Below are 18,103 nucleotides of genomic sequence, written 5' to 3'. Positions count from 1 at the left end.
CGACAACCTCCTGCGAGGCGTTGCTACGCCTCGCTGTGGCGTGCCAGGTAGGTCCGCACGGCGTCGAGAAGGGTCGGATTTTCCTCGACTGCCCACGTGACCACATTGCATCGATGGCACAGGAGCTGCCGCACCGCGCCGCTGCGATGGTCGTGGTCGACGGCAAGTCGCCGGGGGTCGCACCCCGACCTTTCACGGTTTCCGCCCTGCCGCAGATCGCACACAAGCCCCGTTGATCCGCCACCATCCGGTCGTAGTCCGCCGGCGTCAGCTGGTACTTCCCTCGAAGGGCCTGGGCGTGTGACGCCCGGTCACCGTCCTTTGCCGCGTAACGCGCTCTCTTGTATGCGCTGATGCAGGTCTTACACGGACGGCGCGGCAGAGTGCTGTGCAGCTGGTCATAGAACGCATCGCGCGGCTTCGTCTCGCCACACTTCGTGCAGAACACCGACACACCATAACTGTCATTATGGTGTGTCGGCGTTATGTCCGATTTTGGATTGCAGGATTGCCAGTAACAGTAATCCGATAATTAGGGGCGACGGAGACCGCCGGACCGCCGGTGCAGAAACCCGGCGCTCCACAGTCACCGGAGCGCCGGGAAATCTCAGTCCAACTCGGAGGACGGCGGTGATGTGATGCCGACTAGAAAGGTGGAGTCGTCGCGGGCCTTGGCGTCCAGAGGCAGGGGCAGGCGAATGCGTCCGGGCTGACCACGCGACGCACGGGGATTTTCGACGTACGGCCGCAGGAATCGCAGCAGATCAGCAGCCACACGTCGAGCAGCTTGTGGTGGGCGTTGACTCGGATCTTGCCGGTGGGGCGGTGGCGGGTGGACGGGCAGGACACGCAGATTTTGACGATGGTGGGCAGTCCGAGCTCGCTGACCACCCACAGGGCTTTGCGGTCAGCGCCGCGGATCGGGCGGGAACTACTCATGGTTCGGCAATTCCAAGGTCTGAGAGCGCGCCGCGGAGGCATCGCGGATCCAGTGGTGGGCAACCGGCCTGAGAGTTCGCCGGCTGGCGCGACGGCGCAGATCACGTCGCGTGACGCCGAACCCGCACCGGTGCGGCGATGCGGGTTCGGCTGGCACGGTGCACGGAGACGGGGAGGCTGACTCAGACCCGTCTTCGTCGCGCGCGTGGGCCACTGGTCACTGATCCATGCGCGTCAGCATGGTCAACCCGAGGACAGCTGGGCAACGGGATTTCCGCGGCCGGCGGTGGGGAAAATCCGCTGTCCATCATCGGAGGGCGGTGGTACAAAGCCGCGGTGGAACAGACTTTGGACTTTGCTGACCTGTTGCGGCTGATGGACGAGCGGTCGTCCGCGTTCCGGGCCGCCGTCGCCGCCGCACCCAGCCTCGACGTGCAGGTGCTGACCTGCCCCGAGTGGACGTTGTTCGACCTGGTCCAGCACTTGGGAGAGGGCCGTCGCAGGTGGGCCGCCATCGTCGCCGCAGGCCCGGCTGACGCTCCGCCGGCGGTGACGGCTCCAGCAGCGCCTCGGGAACGTGCGGCGCTGCTGGACTGGTTCACCGCGTCGACGACGGAGTTGCTGGACGCGCTGCGGGCGGCCGGACCGGATCGTGGGTGTTGGACGTGGTGGGGTCCGTCGCAGTCGCCGCAGACGACGGGTGCCGTAGCCCGCCATCAGCTCCAGCAGGTTGCCGTGCACACCTATGACGCCCAGGTTACGGTGGGCGCTCCGGAGCCGCTGCCGGCCGAGGTGGCTCTGGACGGCGTCGACGAGTTCGTGACGACGTGCGTCGCGACGACGGCCGCGTGGCCGCACCAGCCCGCGGTCATCGACTATCACGCCAGTGAGGGACGTTCCTGGCGGCTTTGGTTCTCCGCCGATGGCGCGCGGGCCGAGCCCGTTCCCATGCCGGTCGCCGACGTGGGCCCGGAGGTGGCATACGCCTCCGCCCGTGGCACGGCCCACGAGTTGGTCATGTTCTGCTACGGCCGCATCGCGATGGACTCGCTGCAGCTCAGCGGCGACCGGCGCGTCTTCGATCAGCTGATCGCCTGGGAACCCGAGGTGTAGGCACCCCGATCCCCAGCGGCGCTGGCCGCCCCTGAATCCCGGCGGCGTCGCCGGCTCAGCGGTGCCGCGGCTGTGCCCGGCGCGCGATCAGCACCACGTCTTCGTGGTGGTGGGCGCCCGCACCGCCGCCGGGGTCGACCCGGGGCCGCTGTTCGTCGACGAGGACTTCCCAGTCCTCGTCGAGCAGCGCCGCCACCATCTGCGGCCATACATAGTCCGCCGGGTCGAAACCGCCGCTGTCCTCGGCCGTCCGGTGCTCCATGCCCGCATGATGCACCAGCAGCAGAGTCCCGCCGGGCGCCACCGCGGCCAGCAGTGCCCGTTCCGCGGCGGCATCGGGCGTCCGCAACAGGGCCGGGTACTGCGCGGAGACAAGGTCGTACGACGCGGGCGGCACCGGCGCCCCGACCAGTTCGGCGTGCACCCACCGTACGGACACGCCGGCGTCGCGGGCGTGTCCGGCGGCCCGGTTCAGTGCCACACCCGACACGTCGAGGGCGGTCACGTCCCACCCTCGGGCGGCGAGCCAGACGGCGTCTGCGCCCTCTCCGCAGCCGACATCGAGGACTCGGCCGGGCGCCACCCCGTCGGTTGCAGCGACCAGCGCACCGTTGGGGCGGCCGCTCCAGAGTTGCTCGCGTTCGGCGTACCGGTTGTCCCAATCGGTTTTGACGGTCGGGTCGCCGCGGTAGGGCTCGATCACGTTGTCGTCGATCACTCGACCACTGTGCGCCTCCGGTGGTCGAACACCTATCCTCGTTGCCGATTTGGCAACGGAAGGGGGAACCGCCAGGCCGGCGGCGCCGATCCGTACGCGGCGGGCAGCTGCGGCCACCGCAGGGGTTGCCCGTCGAGCGAACCGGGCGGGCTGATACCGGTCCACCCACCGCCGAGCGGCACCCGGTAGTGTTCCGCGTCGGCTTCGAGCTGGGCAGCGTCGGGTTCAGCGTCCATGAGCCAGCGGGCCGTACGTTCCAGCGACACGGACACCTGCGCGGCCACACCGGAACGGGCGCGGGCGCTCAGGGCGTTCAACACGCCGGCGGCCAGGAAGTAGCCGGTGGCGTGGTCGAGCAGCTGGCACGGCAGCGCCCCAGGGCGGATGCCGTCCGGGCTGGTCAGGGCGCCGATGCCGGTGGCGATTTGGACGAGGCTGTCAAAGCCGCGCCGTCCGGACCAGGCCGGTGCCGTGCCCCAGGCGCAGAGGGTAGCCACGACGGTGCCGGGGCTGCGTTCGGCGATCAGCGCGGGCGACAGCCCGAGCCGGTCGAGCGCACCGGGGCGACCGGCGGTGACAACCACGTCGGCCTGCGTCACCAGCCGGTCGAGCACGGCCCGCCCCTCGGGGGTACGCCCGTCGACGAGCGTGCTGGCCTTCCCGATGATGCCTTCGACCCGCAGCGAGTCCAGTTCGGGCCGCGTCGGATCGTCGACGCGCAGCACGTCGGCACCGAGCGCGGCCAGCATGCGGGTGGCGACCGGGCCGGCGAGGACCCGGGTCAGGTCGAGCACCCGCAATCCTGACGCGGGCAGGTCTCCAGCCGCCGGAAGCGTGGGGGCCGGCCCCAGCACCGAGGTGTTGATCAGTGGCGTGTGGTCCGGCGGGTTCTCCGCCCGCCATTGTTCGGGGGTGCGCGCGGCGACGGCGAGGCCGCCCGCGGCGTACACCCGCTGTTCGATGTCGGTCGCCGTCGACGCGGCGATCGCCGCGCCCACCGCCGCGTCGTCACTCACCCCGAGTGCCGTGCGCAGCGCTGCGCGATGCCAGTCATAGTTCGCATGGGTACGGACCCAGCCGTCGGCGGCCGGCCACAGCCGCGACAGCGGCGCGAACCCGGGCACCCCGGCGCCCGTGGGGTCCCGCAGCAGGAGCTCGCTGCGCACTGCGGCGGCGGCGTGCCCCGGGTCGACGCTGACGTCGGGCCGGTGGCCGGTCCGCGTCTCGGCCAGCTCGGCAGCGGCCGTCAGGCAGGCCGATACAGCTTCCGCGGCGCACGCGTCGACTGGTAGCCCCGTCATGGGGCGAACACGCGCTGCGTTTCGGACCTCTGCTCGCGCGAGCAGACCTGCCCTCCACTGTCGATGCTCATGGCAGCACGCTACTGCTCAGCAGACCCGGCGACGGTGTGATCCTGCGCTCGTTGCGCGTCGGGGTCGCCGCCGGGTTGAGTGCGGGTCATGGCTCTCATCGCGTACGACGATGCGGATGCTGCCGCCTTCGCGGCGACCCCGCCACCTCGCTGACGGTGCGCTGGACGCCTGGCGGGAGGTGATCAGCCGGCACGTGGACCCGCGGTCGGGCCTGCGGCTGCTCGATCTCGGCAGCGGCACGGGGAGTTGGTCGCGGGCCTTCCGCACCTGGTGGCCCGGCGTAGCGGTGGTTGCCGTCGAACCGTCGGCTGCCATGCGGGAGCGGTCCGTGGAGCAACCAGTCCTGCCAGGACATGCCGGCAACATTCCTGCTGAGGACGCGAGCGTCGACGCGGTGTGGCTTTCGACAGTCATCCACCATGTGTCGGACCTGCCGGCCGCGGCCCGCGAGATCCGCCGTGTTCTGCGCCCGGGCTGCCCGGTGCTCGTCCGGTCCGCCTTCCCGGGCCGACACGAGGGGATCACGGTGTGCCGTTACTGGCCGGAAGCGGCAGCGGTGTTGGCTGCTCGCTATCCGAGCGTTGCGGCTGTCCGGGACGCCTTCGCCGACGCGGGATTCACGGCGGCCAGCCTGACCGCGGTCGAGCAAGTGTCCGCGTCGTCGCTGCCTGAGGCCGTCGCGGGGCTCCGTCGCGAGGCGCACACGTTGTTGCAGTTGATCAGCGATGCGGCGTACGCGGAAGGGGTCGAACGAATCCGCGCCGCGGCACGAACCGAGACCGGGCCGCTGGTGGATGTCCTGGATCTGCTGGTGCTGCGCTGAGTAGCGCTCAGGCGGTCGTCGGCCGGTCGAGGTCGGCGATCTCCCGGCCGAGCGGCCAGAACGCGGCCGGGACGAGTTTGAAGTTGGCGATGCCGAACGGAATGCCGATGATCGTGATGCACTGCGCTACGCCCGCGACGATGTGCGCGAGCGCGAGCCACCAGCCGGCCAGCACGACCCACAGCACGTTGGCGAGGCCGGAGGCGATCCCCGCGTCCGGGCGGCTGACGATCGTACGCCCGAACGGCCACAGCGAGTAGACGGCCAGCCGCAGTGCGGCGACACCGAACGGGATGGTGACGATGAGCGCGAAGCAGAGCACGGCGGCGATGCCGTAGCCGATGGCGAGCAGCAGGCCGCTGCCGAAGAAGAACCAGAGAACGTTCAGGATCAATCGCACGCCTCAAGCATGCCTGATCGCCGCTACCGCGAGGCCTGCCTCACGGGTGGGGGTCTGCCGGGGTGGCCGGCTGCCAGTCCCGGCGGCGGCCCCGGCGGGCGGCGGCGGCCAACGGGATGACGAGCAGGACCGCCCCGATGCCGACGGCGGCCACGATCAGGGACTGGCTTTGGGCGCGGTCGCGGCGCGCGGCCTGGGCGACGGCCGCCGGGTCCTCCGGCACGACGGTGGTGGCGGGCGGGGATGGCGGGGTGTCCGGGCCGAGGGTTTCCGTGATGGCCCGGTAGGGGTTCAGCACGCCGAAGCCGTACCGGTCGCTGCGGGCTCCGCCGGGCGCCGGGTCGGTGGTGGCCAGGATGCGGCGGGTGACCTGGGCCGGCGTGGAGGCGGGGAAACGCTGCATGACCAGGGCGGCCGTCGCGGCGACGTACGGCGTGGCGTAGCTGGTGCCTCGGCCGGATGTGTGGCCGCCGCGGCGGGCGGCGACCGTGACGTCGACGCCGGGGGCCATGACGTCCACATAGGTGCCGTGCTGGGAGAAGTCGCCGCGGACGCCGCTTGCGTCGATGGCGCCGACGCCGATCACACCGGGATAGGCGGCCGGGTAGGGCGTGGGGTTGGGCTCGCCGTCGCGCCCGGAGTTGCCGACCGCGGCGACGATGACGACGCCGCGGTCGGTGGCGCGTTCGACCGCCTCCCGCACAGCGGTGCTGGGGTCTGTCATGACCAGCGACATGTTGATGATGTCAGCGTTGCCGCCGGTGGGGCTGGCGGCCCAGTCGATGGCTGCCGCGAACGCGCCGGGGCTGGCCGGCTCACCGTTGTCGGGGCCTTCGGTGCCGGTTCGTTCGCTGACCCGGACCGGGACGATGATGGCGGCCGGGGCGAGCCCGCGCAGGCCGGACGCGGCGTCGGGGCGGGCGGCGATGATGCTCGCGACGGCGGTGCCGTGGCCCACGCAGTCTTGGCGACCGTCGGCGTTGCCGTGCAGGAAGTCGCGGCCGCGGTCAACCTGTCCTTGCAGCTGCGGGTGGGTGTCGTCGACGCCCGAGTCGAGCACCGCAACCCGGATGCCGGCGCCGGTGGCGAACGGCCGGAGCCGGTCCGGGGCGAACATCCGGTCCTCGTACGGCGCGGCCTTGCTGACCTGGGCGACGCCGGGTTGCTCACGGCAGGTGAACGCCTTCGCCTGGGCGGGCGTGGCGGGTATCAGCCCGGCGGCCATCACGGCGGCAGCGACCACCGCCTGTCTCATGCGCATGTCTTCCCCCCGTGCAACGACCGGATTGGATGCTACCGGCGCCGGGATCGCCGCGGGGAGCCGCCTTGGTGGGGACCGGGGGCGCGATTGACCGGCTCATCCACACGCCAGTAGGTTGGGGGAACCATCTGCGGCGTCGTGAGGGAAACCGGTGAAATTCCGGTGCGGTCGCGCCACTGTAAACGGTTCCTCCGCCGGAGGGGTCCGTGAGTCAGAACGCTCTCGCGCCGCAGGCCTGTCAATACGGGACGCGTCATCCCGCTAGGAGGGTCCTCTCCGTCATGTCCAAGATTCAGGCGGTTCGTCCGCTGAGTCCCGCCGCACTGCCGGCCCGGGTGTTGTGGGCCGCGTTCGCCGTGGTCGCGACCATGCTTCTGCTCACCTATCTGGTCGCCTTCGACCAGGGCGCGGTGTCGCAGAGCGGCATGTTCCTGCACGAGCTCATGCACGACGGCCGTCACCTGCTTGGCGTCCCGTGTCACTGACCGCGTCTCGCACCACGCCGACCTACGGCGCCATTCTGCTCCGGGGCCTGCTGGCGGGCCTCATCGCCGGACTGCTGGCCGGAGTTTTCGCCTACGCGCTCGGCGAGCCGAAGGTGGACGCGGCGATCGCGATCGAGGAAGCCGCGGCCGCGCAGGCCGAACCGGCAGCCGCGGAACCCGCTGACGATCACCACGGTGACGACGCTGCGGTGTCGCGTCCCGGGCAGAAGGGTGGGTTGTTCCTCGCCACGGCCCTGTTCGGGGTGGCGATGGGCGGTCTGCTCGCCACGGCGTACACCCTGCTGCGCCGCCGGCTGCGCACCTCGCACGACCACCGCGCCGCCCTGGGGCTCGCCGCGGCTGCGCTGCTCGGCATGGTGCTCGTGCCGTTCGTGAAGTATCCGCCGAATCCGCCCGCTGTCGGCGACCCGGAGACGATCAACCAGCGCACGATCAGCTACCTCGCGATCGTGGTGATCGGGCTGGTCGCGGTCTGGGCCGGTGTTGTCGCCGCCCGCGCTCCGCGCGCCGGTGCGGCCGAGTGGGTGCGTGCTGCTGCGGGGATCGGCGGGTTCCTGGTCGTGGTGGTGGTCGGCTACGTCTTGCTGCCGAACATCGACGAGGTGTCGGACACCTTCCCGCCGAGCCTGCTGTGGAACTTCCGCATCACGTCGCTGGGAACTCAGGTGACGTTGTGGGCAGTGCTGGGCCTGGCGTTCGCGGCGCTGATCACCAAGCTCACCGCGGGTGACCGCGCTGCGGTGCAGGGCCGGTCGGAGTCCGTGCCGGTGTGAGTGGCCTGCGGCTGCTCGCGTACGCCCCGACTGCGGCCCTGCGGGGTGCGCTGTTCGGCGGCGATGACGACGTGGACGAGGGTGGCCGGCAGGCCGCCCTCGCCATGGCGCCGTTCGGCCGCGGTGATCTGTGGGTGTGCGCTCCGTCGCGGGCAGCCCGCGAAACCGCGCAGGCACTGGGCCATTCGGCGGCCGTCGAGCAGGCTTTGGCGGACCCGAACTTCGGCGCCTGGAACGGCCGCAGCTTCGACGAGGTGGCGGCGGCTGACCCCCACGGTGTGCAGCAGTGGCTCACTGACGCCGGTGCCGCCCCGCACGGCGGCGAATCCCTGGCCCAGGTCCGGGCGCGCGCGGGAGCATGGCTGGACGCGATGGCGGGTCAGCGGGTGGTGGCCGTCGCCCATCCCATCGTCGTCCGCGCGGCCCTCGCTCATGCGTTGGCACTGGCCGATGACGCCGTGTGGTGTCTGGACGTGGCGCCGCTCGCGTTGTCCCGCCTCACGTATCGCGCGAACCGCTGGCACCTGCACTTTCCGGCAGCGACCTGATCATCGGCGCGGTGGCCCGAGGATGTCGGTGGGTGGCGTTAGGGTCGGTGCGCCATGGCAGAACACGCAGAACACGATGTGGCTCCGGCGGCGCAGCCGGTGCCGAAGCAGCCCATGCTGGCCGCCGCCGAGAACGACCCGCCGGAGACGCGGCCGTGCGCACACTGCGGCCGCCCTGTGCCGCAGCGGGTGTCGGCCGGCCGGCCGTTTCGCTACTGCCGCGACAACGACGGCGAGTGTCAGCGCGCCTCCCGCAACGTCCGGATGCGGCATCGCTCGTCTCCCGGCCTGGCGGGGCAGGTGGCCCGGTCGTGGGAGCTGGTCGACCGGCTCGACCAGTTCGTGGGCACCTTGAGTGAGGCCTTGCACGCCGAGATGTCGCCGGCGGGGGTGGAGCGGCAGGTCGCCGAGGTCCGCGCCGAAACGTCACGGCAGGTTGCCGCCGCGCACACCGACCGCGACGACGCCCGCCGCGACGCTGATCGGGCCGCCGAAGCCGCCGCAACCGCCCTGCAGGAAGCAGTGGCGGCTAGGGCAGAGCGGGACGACGCCGCGCTGGCCGCTCAGGCGGCACATCGGTTGGCTGAGTCCGCCGCGGACGACGCACGGCGGGCCGTCGAGTCCCGCGACGCGGCGTTGGCCGCCGCGCAGACCGCCGCCGAGCTGCGCACGCGGGCAGAAGCGGACCGCGACGCGGCCCGCCGGGAGACCGACGGCATCCGCCAGGAGCGCGATGACACCCGCAACACCCTTGATTCCGTACGCCGGGAGCTCACCGACAGCCGACACGAGTCCGCGACCCGCGCCCGCGACCTCGACCAGGCTCGGTCCGAGCTGCAGGCGGCGCGCGGCGAACGGGACACCGCCCACGCGGCTCGTGACCTGGCAATGCGGGAGCGCGACGAGGCCCGCACCGCGCGAGACGGTGCCGCCGCCGCGGCGGAAGACGCCCGTGGCGCGGCAGAGCAGGCCGGTCAGCAGGTCGCCGAAGCGCGGGCTGCTGCGGCCAGCACTGCTGAAGAAGCGACCGCAGCGCAGCGGGCCCTGGCCCAGGCGCGGGCTGACGCCGACCGAGACCGGGATCGCGCCGCGGCCGAGGTCACGGCAGTTCGGGAGGCTGCCGGCCGCGAAGCGGACGAGTTGCGGCGCCGGTTGGACGCGGCCCGTGCGGAGGCCACCGCCGCTCAGGACCGGGTGGCGCAGCTGGCGGCGCAGGTCAGCGACCTCGCCTCCGCGTTGGCGACGCTCGGCGCGAACCGGTGAGGGCACGAACCCGTGCGGGGCAGGGCGGACTTCGCGCGATAAACTACTAGGGCAGCGGTGCAGACGTGACCAACTTTGCGTTATCGGTAGGTTTCGCAAAGTCCGATAAACTGGACCAAGGTCCACTTCAGGACGGGCTGAACCGGCCGATAGGGGACCCCGCCGGTTACGCTCGATGCGTCAACACCGCCGACGAACCGGCGGTCGCCAGGAATCTCGCGACCGCCCCTGTCGTTACACCAACGGCAATGAGCACCACGAGCGAGGGGAAAGCCGATCATGGGCGAACGCATGCTGCGCGGCAGCCGGCTGGGCGCAGTCAGCTACGAGTCCGACCGCAACACGGAGCTGGCGCCCCGGCAGACCCGCGAGTACCTGTGCGTGAAGGGTCACCAGTTCGAGGTGCCGTTCGCCGTCGACGCCGAGGTGCCGATCACCTGGGAATGCAAGTTCGACGGCAGCGTCGCGCGGCTGGTCGACGGCAATGAGCCGGAGCAGAAGAAGGCGAAGCCGCCGCGTACCCACTGGGACATGCTGCTGGAGCGCCGCTCCATTTCCGAGCTGGAAGACATCCTCAACGAGCGTCTGCAGGAAGTCCGCACTCGCCGCGGCCGCTGACCTCCAGCACCACCACCATCGCCGTTTCTCCCGTGACCGGGAGAAACGGCGATGTTTTTGTGCCCGGCGGCAACCGGCTCAGCGGACGATCTCGCCCTCGACGACCTCGCCGGTCACCGCCGCGCGGGTCACGGTCTGCGCAGCGTCGGACGGTGCCGGGTCGTTGATCGGGTCGGACTGGTGCACGCGGACGTGGCGCGGCCCGAACAGGTCACCGGCCACGACGCCCGACACGCGACGCTCCGTGAACCGGGTCACGGCGTGCCGGGCCAGGATCCGCCCGGGCGGGACAATCAGGAGCAGACCGGCCACCGCGGTGACGAAACCGGGCGCGGCCAGCAGAATGGCGCCCAACAGCCCCACCAGGGAGTCGCTGACCTGCCGGCCCGGCGGCTGCCCGGCCTGCGCAGCCGTCCGGAACGCCCGCCAACCGCGGATCCCTTCCCGGCGCAACAGGATCAGCCCGCCCACGCTGGACAGGGCGATGAGCAGCACAGCCCAGCCAGCGCCCAGGGCATGCGCCACGGCAACGAAAACGGCGATCTCCGCTGCCGCCAACAGCAGCAGTCCCAGCGGAAGCAGTGTCAGACCTCGACGCACCTCGTCCACCCCTCATCGCTCGGGTGCGAAGACCACCCGGACGACTTCCAGCATGACACGACGGGCGGCGGTCACGGCCAGGTCGACGGCTGCTTCGGCGTACGCCCGATCTTGTTCAGCAACGACTCCTTGCGCGCCGAAATCCCCCACATGGTGACCCTCAGCAGCTGTTCTTTGAAGATGTTGCCGCTCATCTTGCTGACGCCGTGTTCGCGCTCGGTGAACGTGATCGGCACCTCGATCATCCGGAAGCCGTGTCGGAATGTGCGCCAGGTCATCTCCACCTGGAACGAGTAGCCCTGCGACGCCACGGTCGACACGTCGATCGCGTCGAGGACCGGCATCCGATAGGCGCGGTAGCCGCCCGTAGCGTCCTTGAAGGGCATGCCCAAGGCCATCCGAATGTAGATGTTGCCGCCACGCGACAGCAGCAGCCGGTGGATGGGCCAGTTGTGCACGCTGCCGCCGGGAATGTAGCGGGTGCCGAGCACGGCGTCGTTCTCGCGCAGCGCGTTGAGGAGCTTGTGCAGCTCTTCCGGGGCGTGCGAGCCGTCCGCGTCCATCTCCACGACCGCGTCGTAGCCCTTGTCCTTCGCCCAGGCGAACCCGGCCACGTACGCGGCGCCGAGACCTTCCTTGCCGGCACGGTGCAGCACGAAAACGTGGTCGTCGGAGGCGGCGATCTCATCGGCGAGGGCGCCGGTGCCGTCCGGGGAGTTGTCGTCGGCGACCAGAATGTCCACCGACGGCACGGCGCTGCGCACCCGTCCGGTGATCAGCCGGATGTTGTCCGCCTCGTTGTACGTGGGGATGACCACGAGGACCCGGCCGATGCCCGGGTATCCCTCCGAGCCCGCTGCCGTCGGGTTCGCGTCGCTCACCGTTCCTCCGTCTTTCCGTGTGCTTCGGTCGTTTCCATGATGCGGCGCCGACGTCGGTGCAGCACTGCACCGGACAGGACCAGCAAAGTCACGACGACTGCGGCAATCTCGGGCCACTGTCCCAGCCGAGTGGCAAGCGTACGCGGTCCACCGATCCGCATGTCACGCAGGATCGTTGCGTCCACATTGAAGCCAGTTTCGGCGTATACCCGGCCGTCCGTGCCGACGAACGCTGACACGCCGACGGTAGAGACCATCAGCGCCTCGCGGCCATGTTCGACGGCCCGCAGCCGCACCATAGCGAGCTGCTGACGTGCCTCGGCCTCGTTGAAGGTGGCGTTGTTCGTCTGCACGGCGAGCAGCTGTGCGCCGCCGGTGACCGTGTCGCGCACGACCCCGTCGTAGGCCACCTCGAAACAGATGACGTCGCCGATGACCGCGGCCGCGGTCCGGATCACGCCGGGCGTGTCACCGGCCAGCATGTTCTGCACCAGATCCACTTTTGCGGACACGAACCGCGCGATCGGTCGCAGCGGCATGTACTCGGCGAACGGCACCGGATGCCGTTTCACGTACACCTGGTGGAGGTCGGGTCCAGTGACGGGCAGCCACAGCAGACCCGCGTTGCGGATCTCCCCCGGAACGTCGGTGCGCAGCACCGTGCCGACCAGGATCGGCACGCCGATCGCGTTCGCCGCACCGGCGATGCGCTGCGCCGCGTCCTGGTCACGCAGCGGATCGATGTCGCTGGAGTTCTCCGGCCAGATCACCAACGCCGGCTGCGCCGCGCGGCCCTGCCGCACATCGGCGGCCAATTTCTCGGTGGCCCGGACGTGGTTGTTGAGCACGGCGGCGCGTTGGGCGTTGAAGTCCAAGCCGAGGCGCGGGACGTTGCCCTGCACGATCGCCACCGTCCGGGTGTCGCCAGCCGGCGCGGCCGTGGGCACCACCAGCGGGCCAGCGACGATCAGCGCAGCCGCAGCGGCAAACCCGGCGGCAGCCGCCCACGTGCCCGGCCGGCGCCACTGGCGCCACGCCAACGCCACCACCGCGCCACCGGCGGCGGCGACGGCGAACGTCACCAGCGGGGCACCACCCCAGGCGGCGAGCCGCAGCGCGGGGGCGTCACCGGCGGCGAAGGCGAGCCGGCCCCACGGGAACCCGCCGAACGGCGCCCGGTCACGCAACGCCTCCTGGGTCACCCACAGCAGCCCGGTGAGCAACGGCCATGCCGCCCGGAACCGGTCGACCACCGGCGACAGCAGCGCCGACGCCAACCCCACCAGCCCCAGATAGGTGGCTTGGGCGAGCGACAGCAGAATCCACGGCAGCCAGCCCCCGGCAATGTTGGTCCAGTCCAACAACGGCACGAACAGCACCAGCCCGGCCAGCAGTCCCACACCGAACCCGGCACGCAGCCGCCGTCGGTGTGCCGCCGCGGCCAGCAACGCCACCGACACCGGCGACAACCACCACGCGTCATACGGCGGGAAGGACAGCAACAGCCCGGCGCCAGCGGCGAGGCCGAACACCACGGACAACCAGCGCGGCAACGGCCCGGGCCGGGTCGCCACCGCGGCGCTCACCGGCGCTGCTGTCGGCTGACGTGTCACGAGATCCACCCGCGGAAGGCTACCCGGAAGAGACAACGAGACTAGCGCGCCGGTCGGGCGGAACCCGGCAACCGGACGGCCGGGAACAGGACGAAGGCACGGCCCGTGAGCCGTGCCTTCGTGCGGTGCTTGCTGGATGTCCCGTTCCGAGCCGGTGCGCCTGCGGGGTGTGGCGTGACCTTCGGACCGACGCGCCGCCGGCTGGCTGCCGCCGTCGTGCCGTTGTCTACTGGCCCCGTTCCACCCCGTCCGCACCGGAAGAAGACGCGGCAGGTCCGCGCCGCCCCGTCGACCCCCACCCCCTGGACCTGGCGTACGCGCGCGATTCGGGTCTTGCCGCGTGGCCATTGAGCGAAGGAACGAAGCGAACAACAACCGCTTCCCGGAAAAGGACCCGTCGACGGTACGTCGCACCCCCGGCGCCTTGTCAACCGGGTCACCCATACCTGGGCGTGTCGCGTTTCCCGGCGTGTCACAAACCGTTCACCAATGCCGCCGCCGCGCCCGGATGATCTTCGACGAGGACCACCAGCCGCACGTCACCCCGCATAGATGCTCACCCCGGACAACACCGTCCGGCGGCACACCGGCCGCGCCGGCACCGCACCATCCGGACCCGCCAGCAACGCCGGCAGACCCTCCACCACACCCGCAGGGGTGTCCCACACCGCAAACGTCGCCTGCGCCCCGGGCGCCAACACCCCCGCGTCATCCACCCCCACCGCACGCCAACCACCGGTCGTCGACGCCGCAAACGCCGCCCGCACCCCCATCCGGAACACCGGATTCCGCGGCGCCACCGCCGCCGCCACCGCCGCCCACGGAGAAAGCGGCGTCACCGGCGCATCCGAACCAAACGCCAACGCCACCCCCGTCGCGTGCATCGCCCCGATCGGATTCGTGGCCAACGCCCGCTCGACCCCCAGGCGCTGCGCATACATCCGGTCCGGGCCGCCCCACAACGCGTCGAACACCGGCTGCACGCTGGCCACCACCCCGAACTCGACCATCCGGGCGATCATCGCCTTGTCCGCCAACTCCACATGTTCCATCCGATGCCGACCCGCCCGCAGCCGATCCACCCCGACACTGCGCGCCGCGATCGCGAACCCCTCCAACACACTGGCAATCGCCGCATCCCCAATCGCGTGAAAGCCGCCCTGCACACCCAGCTCCACGCACTCCACCAGATGGGCGCCGGCCTGCTCCGCCGACACGAACGCCTCACCACAACCGCCGGCACCATCCAGGTACGGCACACACACCGACGCGGTCCGCGACCCCAACGCCCCATCCGCATACAGGTCGCCACCCGCACCCACCGCACCCAGGTCCTTCGCCCGCTGCGCACCGCCCAGCTCACCCCAGTAGCCGAACACCCGCGGCAAACCCTGCCCCGACAAGGCCAGCACCGACACCAGATCCTGCTCGCTCGACGTCCCCGGGCCACCGCACTCGTGCACCGCCGCCACCCCACGAGACGCAGCCAGCCGCAACGCCGACCGCTGCGCCGCCTCCCGCTGCGCGGATGTCAACGAACCCAACGCCACCGCACGCACCGCATGATGAGCGTGCTCGCGCACCCAGCCCGACGCGTCATACCCGCCGGAACCCTCGATCCCCGGACACACCGCCAGCAACGACCGCGACGCCAACGCCGAATGCACCGACGCCTGCGACAAATACACCCGCCGGCCCTGCGCCGCCCGCTCCAACGCGTCCGCGTCCGGCGGCGTCTGCGCAACCCACGTCGATTCGTCCCAGCCGTGCCCGTGCACCACCGCGTCCGCCGCCCGGGTCCGCGCAAACGCCGCCACCGCCGCCAGCAGCTCCGGCGCCGACCGCACCCCCGAAAGATCCAGGCCATCCGCCGCCAAGCCGGTATCTGTGGCGTGCACATGCGCGTCCACGAACGCCGGCGTCACCAACGCACCCCCGAGGTCCACCGTGGCGTCCGCCGCCGGCGCATCCCCCACGTCGCCCAGCCACGCGATCCGCCCGTCCCGGACCAGCAACGCCGAAGCGCGCGGATCCGCCGACGAATAAAACCGGCCATGGCGGTACAACACCGAGGGAGAAAAAGTCATGGACGTCAGTGTGCCGCGATCCGTGCCTCGAACATCGCCCGCACCGCCGGAGTGCGCCGCAGAACGTCCAGCGCGAACTCCGCATGCCCCGGCACGTACCCGTTGCCCACCAGCATCGTCACGTCCGCAGCCAGGCTCTCCGCGCCCAACGCCGCCGCCGGGAAGCTCGTCGCCAGCGAGAAGAAGACGACCGTGCCACCCGAACCCGTCGACAAGATCGCGCCGTGCTCACACCCCGGCACGTCTACACAGACGACCGTCACCGTCGCCGGCCCGCCCAAGGCATCCGACACCGCCGCCGACACCGCCACCGGATCCCGCGCATCCGCGACCGCGACATGATCGGCCAACCCGGCCTGCGTCAACGCGTCCCGCTCCGCCTCGCTCACCACCACGCCGACCGTACGGGCACCCGCCAGCCGCGCCGCCGTCAACGACAACGTGCCGCTCTTACCCGCACCACCCAGCACCGCCACCGACACCGGCGCCTCATCGTGCGCGATCGCCGCCGCACCCACGTACGCCTTCACCACCCGGTCCGTCAACGCCGGCGCCCCACACACGTCGAACACCGCAAGGGCCAACTCCGGCGCCACATCGTCCGGCAACACCGCCACCACCGAGCGGCCGAACAAGATCGCATGACCCGACGCGGGCACTCGCTCACCCAGGCCGTCCCAACCCGCCAACTCGTCATCGATCACCAACGGCGTCAGCGTCAACGACATCAGCGTCGCCACCCGATCGCCCACCTTGACCGGCAGCGGCGACTCCGTGCCCACCTCGTCCACGACACCGATCAACGTGCCGCCCGAACCCGTCACCGGGTTGTGCATCTTGCCGCGGGTCCGCACGATCTCCAGCACCTCAGCACGCACCGCAGCGCCGTCACCGTCATGTTTGCCGGCCAACTGCCGATAACTGGCTGCGTCCAGGTTCAACCGCTCCACCCGGATCCGCACCTCATCCGGCCCGATTTCGCCACGCGCGTCCAGCCGCCATGCCGCCTGCGGCAGTACCCCCGCCGGCTCGACCACCCGAGACAGACCCACCGCAACCGACATAACCACCATCCTCACAAGAAACAAACCGTCTCAACGCCGCCTTACCGCAAATCCTTCGGACCAGCAGTTCCTTGGCCGAAGAATCTCCAGTATCGTGAAGCTCACCACCCCGACACCCAGGAGGCCTCCGTTGGCTCACCCGGCCACCGCACCGGAAACCCCCGCCGGCCAGCCGTACGAGTACCGGCGCCGGCCCCTCGTCGAACCCGACTGGACCCGATTCCCCGGCTGGCGCGACATCACCGCCGCCCAGTGGGAATCCAGCCAGTGGCAGCGCGTCAACTGCGTCAAGAACATCAAGCAGCTCCGCACCGTCATGGGCGACCTGCTCGACGAAAACTTCTACACCGACCTCGAAACCGACATGGCACACCACGCCACCATGTCGATGCTGATCCCGCCGCAGATGTTCAACACCATGGTGCCCGACCGCACCCCCGACACGGAGTCGTTCTACGCAGACCCCATCCGTCGGTACATGCTCCCGGTCGCCAGCGACCGCCGCACCGACTGGCCGTCCCACCCGCACGCCAGCCGCGACAGCCTCCACGAGCACGACATGTGGGTCGCCGAAGGCCTCACCCACCGCTACCCGACCAAGGTCCTCGCCGAACTCCTCAGCACCTGCCCGCAATACTGCGGCCACTGCACCCGCATGGACCTCGTCGGCAACAGCACCCCCGTCGTCGACAAGCTCAAGCTCTCCCTCAAGCCCGTCGACCGCTACGACGCCCACCTCGCCTACCTCAAGGCCCACCCCGGCGTCCGCGACGTGGTCGTCTCCGGCGGCGACGTCGCCAACGTGCCCTGGAAGCAGCTCGAGAACTACCTCATGGGCCTGCTCTCCGTACCCACCGTGCGCGACATCCGCCTCGCCACCAAAGCACTCATGGGCCTGCCCCAGCACTGGCTGCAGCCCGACGTCGTCGAAGGCATGCACCGCGTCGCCATCACCGCCGAACGGCGCGGCGTCAACCTCGCGGTCCACACCCACGTCAACCACGTCAACTCGCTGACGCCCCTGGTCGCCCGCGCCGCCCGTACCCTCATCGAGGTCGGCGTCCGTGACGTCCGCAACCAGGGCGTGCTCATGCGCGGCGTCAACGCCACCAGCACCGACCTGCTCGACCTGTGCTTCGGACTGCAGGGCGAAGCGGGCATCCTGCCGTACTACTTCTACATGTGCGACATGATCCCCAACGCCGAGCACTGGCGCGTCCCCGTCTGGCACGCCCAGCAGCTGCAGCACGACATCATGGGCTACCTGCCCGGCTACGCCACCCCGCGCATCGTGTGCGACGTGCCGTTCGTCGGCAAGCGCTGGGTGCACATGGTCTCCGAGTACGACCGCGAGAACGGCATCTCGTACTGGAGCAAGAACTACCGCACCTCGATCGAGCACGACGACGCCGAGGCTTTGAACAAGACCTACGCGTACTACGACCCGATCGACACGCTGCCCGAGTCCGGCCAGGACTGGTGGCGCAAGCAGTCGGCCGACACCGCCGAGTAAGACCACATGC

19 protein-coding genes, 1 pseudogene and 1 riboswitch are annotated in these 18,103 nt (G+C 70.7%); of the genes and pseudogenes, 9 read left to right on the top strand and 11 right to left on the bottom strand.

Annotated elements, in window-relative coordinates:
* Window positions 1-23 precede the first annotated feature (23 nt).
* On the bottom strand, window positions 24-134 hold the full coding sequence (locus ACIA1L_RS16060) for a hypothetical protein (RefSeq protein WP_396073461.1): 111 nt from the start codon (window positions 132-134) through the stop codon (window positions 24-26).
* Here ACIA1L_RS16060 and ACIA1L_RS16055 point away from each other — a divergent pair.
* Window positions 114-236, top strand: coding sequence for a hypothetical protein (locus tag ACIA1L_RS16055; protein WP_396073629.1), 123 nt, complete (start codon window positions 114-116; stop codon window positions 234-236). The two genes, ACIA1L_RS16060 and ACIA1L_RS16055, sit on opposite strands and share 21 nt — an antisense overlap.
* 409 nt (window positions 237-645) lie before the next feature.
* On the opposite strand, the gene ACIA1L_RS16050 is transcribed toward ACIA1L_RS16055, so the two are convergent.
* Window positions 646-939, bottom strand: a complete 294-nt coding sequence (locus ACIA1L_RS16050; RefSeq protein WP_396073460.1) for a DUF1062 domain-containing protein — start codon at window positions 937-939, stop codon at window positions 646-648.
* Window positions 940-1,275: 336 nt separating this feature from the next.
* On the opposite strand from ACIA1L_RS16050, the gene ACIA1L_RS16045 reads away from it, so the two are divergent.
* The gene (locus ACIA1L_RS16045; protein WP_396073459.1) at window positions 1,276-2,052 is read left to right on the top strand and encodes a maleylpyruvate isomerase family mycothiol-dependent enzyme; all 777 of its coding nucleotides are present in this window, start codon (window positions 1,276-1,278) and stop codon (window positions 2,050-2,052) included.
* A gap of 55 nt (window positions 2,053-2,107) precedes the next feature.
* On the opposite strand, the gene ACIA1L_RS16040 is transcribed toward ACIA1L_RS16045, so the two are convergent.
* Together ACIA1L_RS16040 and ACIA1L_RS16035 are read right to left on the bottom strand one after the other, a co-directional pair.
* The gene (locus tag ACIA1L_RS16040; RefSeq protein ID WP_396073458.1) at window positions 2,108-2,770 is read right to left on the bottom strand and encodes a class I SAM-dependent methyltransferase; all 663 of its coding nucleotides are present in this window, start codon (window positions 2,768-2,770) and stop codon (window positions 2,108-2,110) included.
* Window positions 2,771-2,802: 32 nt separating this feature from the next.
* Window positions 2,803-4,071, bottom strand: a complete 1,269-nt coding sequence (locus ACIA1L_RS16035; RefSeq protein WP_396073457.1) for a CoA transferase — start codon at window positions 4,069-4,071, stop codon at window positions 2,803-2,805.
* Window positions 4,072-4,230: 159 nt separating this feature from the next.
* On the opposite strand from ACIA1L_RS16035, the pseudogene ACIA1L_RS16030 reads away from it, so the two are divergent.
* Window positions 4,231-4,966: pseudogene (locus ACIA1L_RS16030) on the top strand (class I SAM-dependent methyltransferase).
* Window positions 4,967-4,973: 7 nt separating this feature from the next.
* On the opposite strand, the gene ACIA1L_RS16025 reads toward ACIA1L_RS16030, so the two are convergent.
* Both ACIA1L_RS16025 and mycP read right to left on the bottom strand, forming a co-directional pair.
* Window positions 4,974-5,366, bottom strand: coding sequence for a YccF domain-containing protein (locus ACIA1L_RS16025; protein ID WP_396073456.1), 393 nt, complete (start codon window positions 5,364-5,366; stop codon window positions 4,974-4,976).
* Between the two features lie 40 nt (window positions 5,367-5,406).
* Window positions 5,407-6,627 (bottom strand): type VII secretion-associated serine protease mycosin, encoded by a 1,221-nt coding sequence (mycP, locus tag ACIA1L_RS16020; protein WP_396073455.1) that lies wholly within the window; start codon window positions 6,625-6,627, stop codon window positions 5,407-5,409.
* A 143-nt stretch (window positions 6,628-6,770) separates the two neighbouring features.
* Window positions 6,771-6,847, top strand: a riboswitch (cobalamin riboswitch).
* 61 nt (window positions 6,848-6,908) lie between these two features.
* Between mycP and ACIA1L_RS16015 the strand changes: the two genes are divergently transcribed.
* The 5 genes from ACIA1L_RS16015 (at window position 6,909) to ACIA1L_RS15995 (ending at window position 10,335) form a co-directional block, all read left to right on the top strand.
* The gene (locus ACIA1L_RS16015) at window positions 6,909-7,112 is read left to right on the top strand and encodes a CbtB domain-containing protein (RefSeq protein ID WP_396073454.1); all 204 of its coding nucleotides are present in this window, start codon (window positions 6,909-6,911) and stop codon (window positions 7,110-7,112) included.
* On the top strand, window positions 7,103-7,906 hold the full coding sequence (locus tag ACIA1L_RS16010) for a CbtA family protein (protein ID WP_396073453.1): 804 nt from the start codon (window positions 7,103-7,105) through the stop codon (window positions 7,904-7,906). Before ACIA1L_RS16015 ends, ACIA1L_RS16010 begins: the two co-directional genes overlap by 10 nt.
* Window positions 7,903-8,454, top strand: coding sequence for a histidine phosphatase family protein (locus ACIA1L_RS16005; protein ID WP_396073452.1), 552 nt, complete (start codon window positions 7,903-7,905; stop codon window positions 8,452-8,454). Before ACIA1L_RS16010 ends, ACIA1L_RS16005 begins: the two co-directional genes overlap by 4 nt.
* Window positions 8,455-8,508: 54 nt before the next feature.
* Window positions 8,509-9,717 (top strand): serine/threonine protein kinase, encoded by a 1,209-nt coding sequence (locus ACIA1L_RS16000; protein ID WP_396073451.1) that lies wholly within the window; start codon window positions 8,509-8,511, stop codon window positions 9,715-9,717.
* A 279-nt stretch (window positions 9,718-9,996) separates the two neighbouring features.
* Entirely contained in the window at window positions 9,997-10,335 is a 339-nt protein-coding gene (locus ACIA1L_RS15995) for an RNA polymerase-binding protein RbpA (protein ID WP_015622005.1), read from the top strand.
* Between the two features lie 78 nt (window positions 10,336-10,413).
* On the opposite strand, the gene ACIA1L_RS15990 is transcribed toward ACIA1L_RS15995, so the two are convergent.
* From ACIA1L_RS15990 to ACIA1L_RS15970, 5 genes are all read right to left on the bottom strand, one after another.
* Entirely contained in the window at window positions 10,414-10,935 is a 522-nt protein-coding gene (locus ACIA1L_RS15990) for an FxsA family protein (protein ID WP_396073450.1), read from the bottom strand.
* A gap of 71 nt (window positions 10,936-11,006) precedes the next feature.
* Window positions 11,007-11,816 (bottom strand): polyprenol monophosphomannose synthase, encoded by an 810-nt coding sequence (locus ACIA1L_RS15985; protein WP_396073449.1) that lies wholly within the window; start codon window positions 11,814-11,816, stop codon window positions 11,007-11,009.
* On the bottom strand, window positions 11,813-13,438 hold the full coding sequence (gene lnt / locus ACIA1L_RS15980) for an apolipoprotein N-acyltransferase (RefSeq protein ID WP_396073448.1): 1,626 nt from the start codon (window positions 13,436-13,438) through the stop codon (window positions 11,813-11,815). Before lnt ends, ACIA1L_RS15985 begins: the two co-directional genes overlap by 4 nt.
* 530 nt (window positions 13,439-13,968) lie before the next feature.
* On the bottom strand, window positions 13,969-15,516 hold the full coding sequence (locus tag ACIA1L_RS15975) for an amidohydrolase (RefSeq protein WP_396073447.1): 1,548 nt from the start codon (window positions 15,514-15,516) through the stop codon (window positions 13,969-13,971).
* A gap of 5 nt (window positions 15,517-15,521) precedes the next feature.
* Entirely contained in the window at window positions 15,522-16,580 is a 1,059-nt protein-coding gene (locus ACIA1L_RS15970) for an L-erythro-3,5-diaminohexanoate dehydrogenase (RefSeq protein ID WP_396073446.1), read from the bottom strand.
* Window positions 16,581-16,710: 130 nt separating this feature from the next.
* On the opposite strand from ACIA1L_RS15970, the gene ACIA1L_RS15965 reads away from it, so the two are divergent.
* A complete protein-coding gene (locus ACIA1L_RS15965; RefSeq protein ID WP_396073445.1) occupies window positions 16,711-18,093 on the top strand; it encodes a KamA family radical SAM protein in 1,383 nt (460 codons plus the stop codon).
* The last annotated feature ends 10 nt before the right edge of the window (window positions 18,094-18,103 follow it).

This window comes from Actinoplanes sp. NPDC051859 (assembly GCF_044452725.1).
Lineage (GTDB): Bacteria > Actinomycetota > Actinomycetes > Mycobacteriales > Micromonosporaceae > Actinoplanes.
The sequence above is the reverse complement of the archived record's forward strand: the minus strand, read 5'-3'. Positions and strand labels throughout refer to the sequence as shown.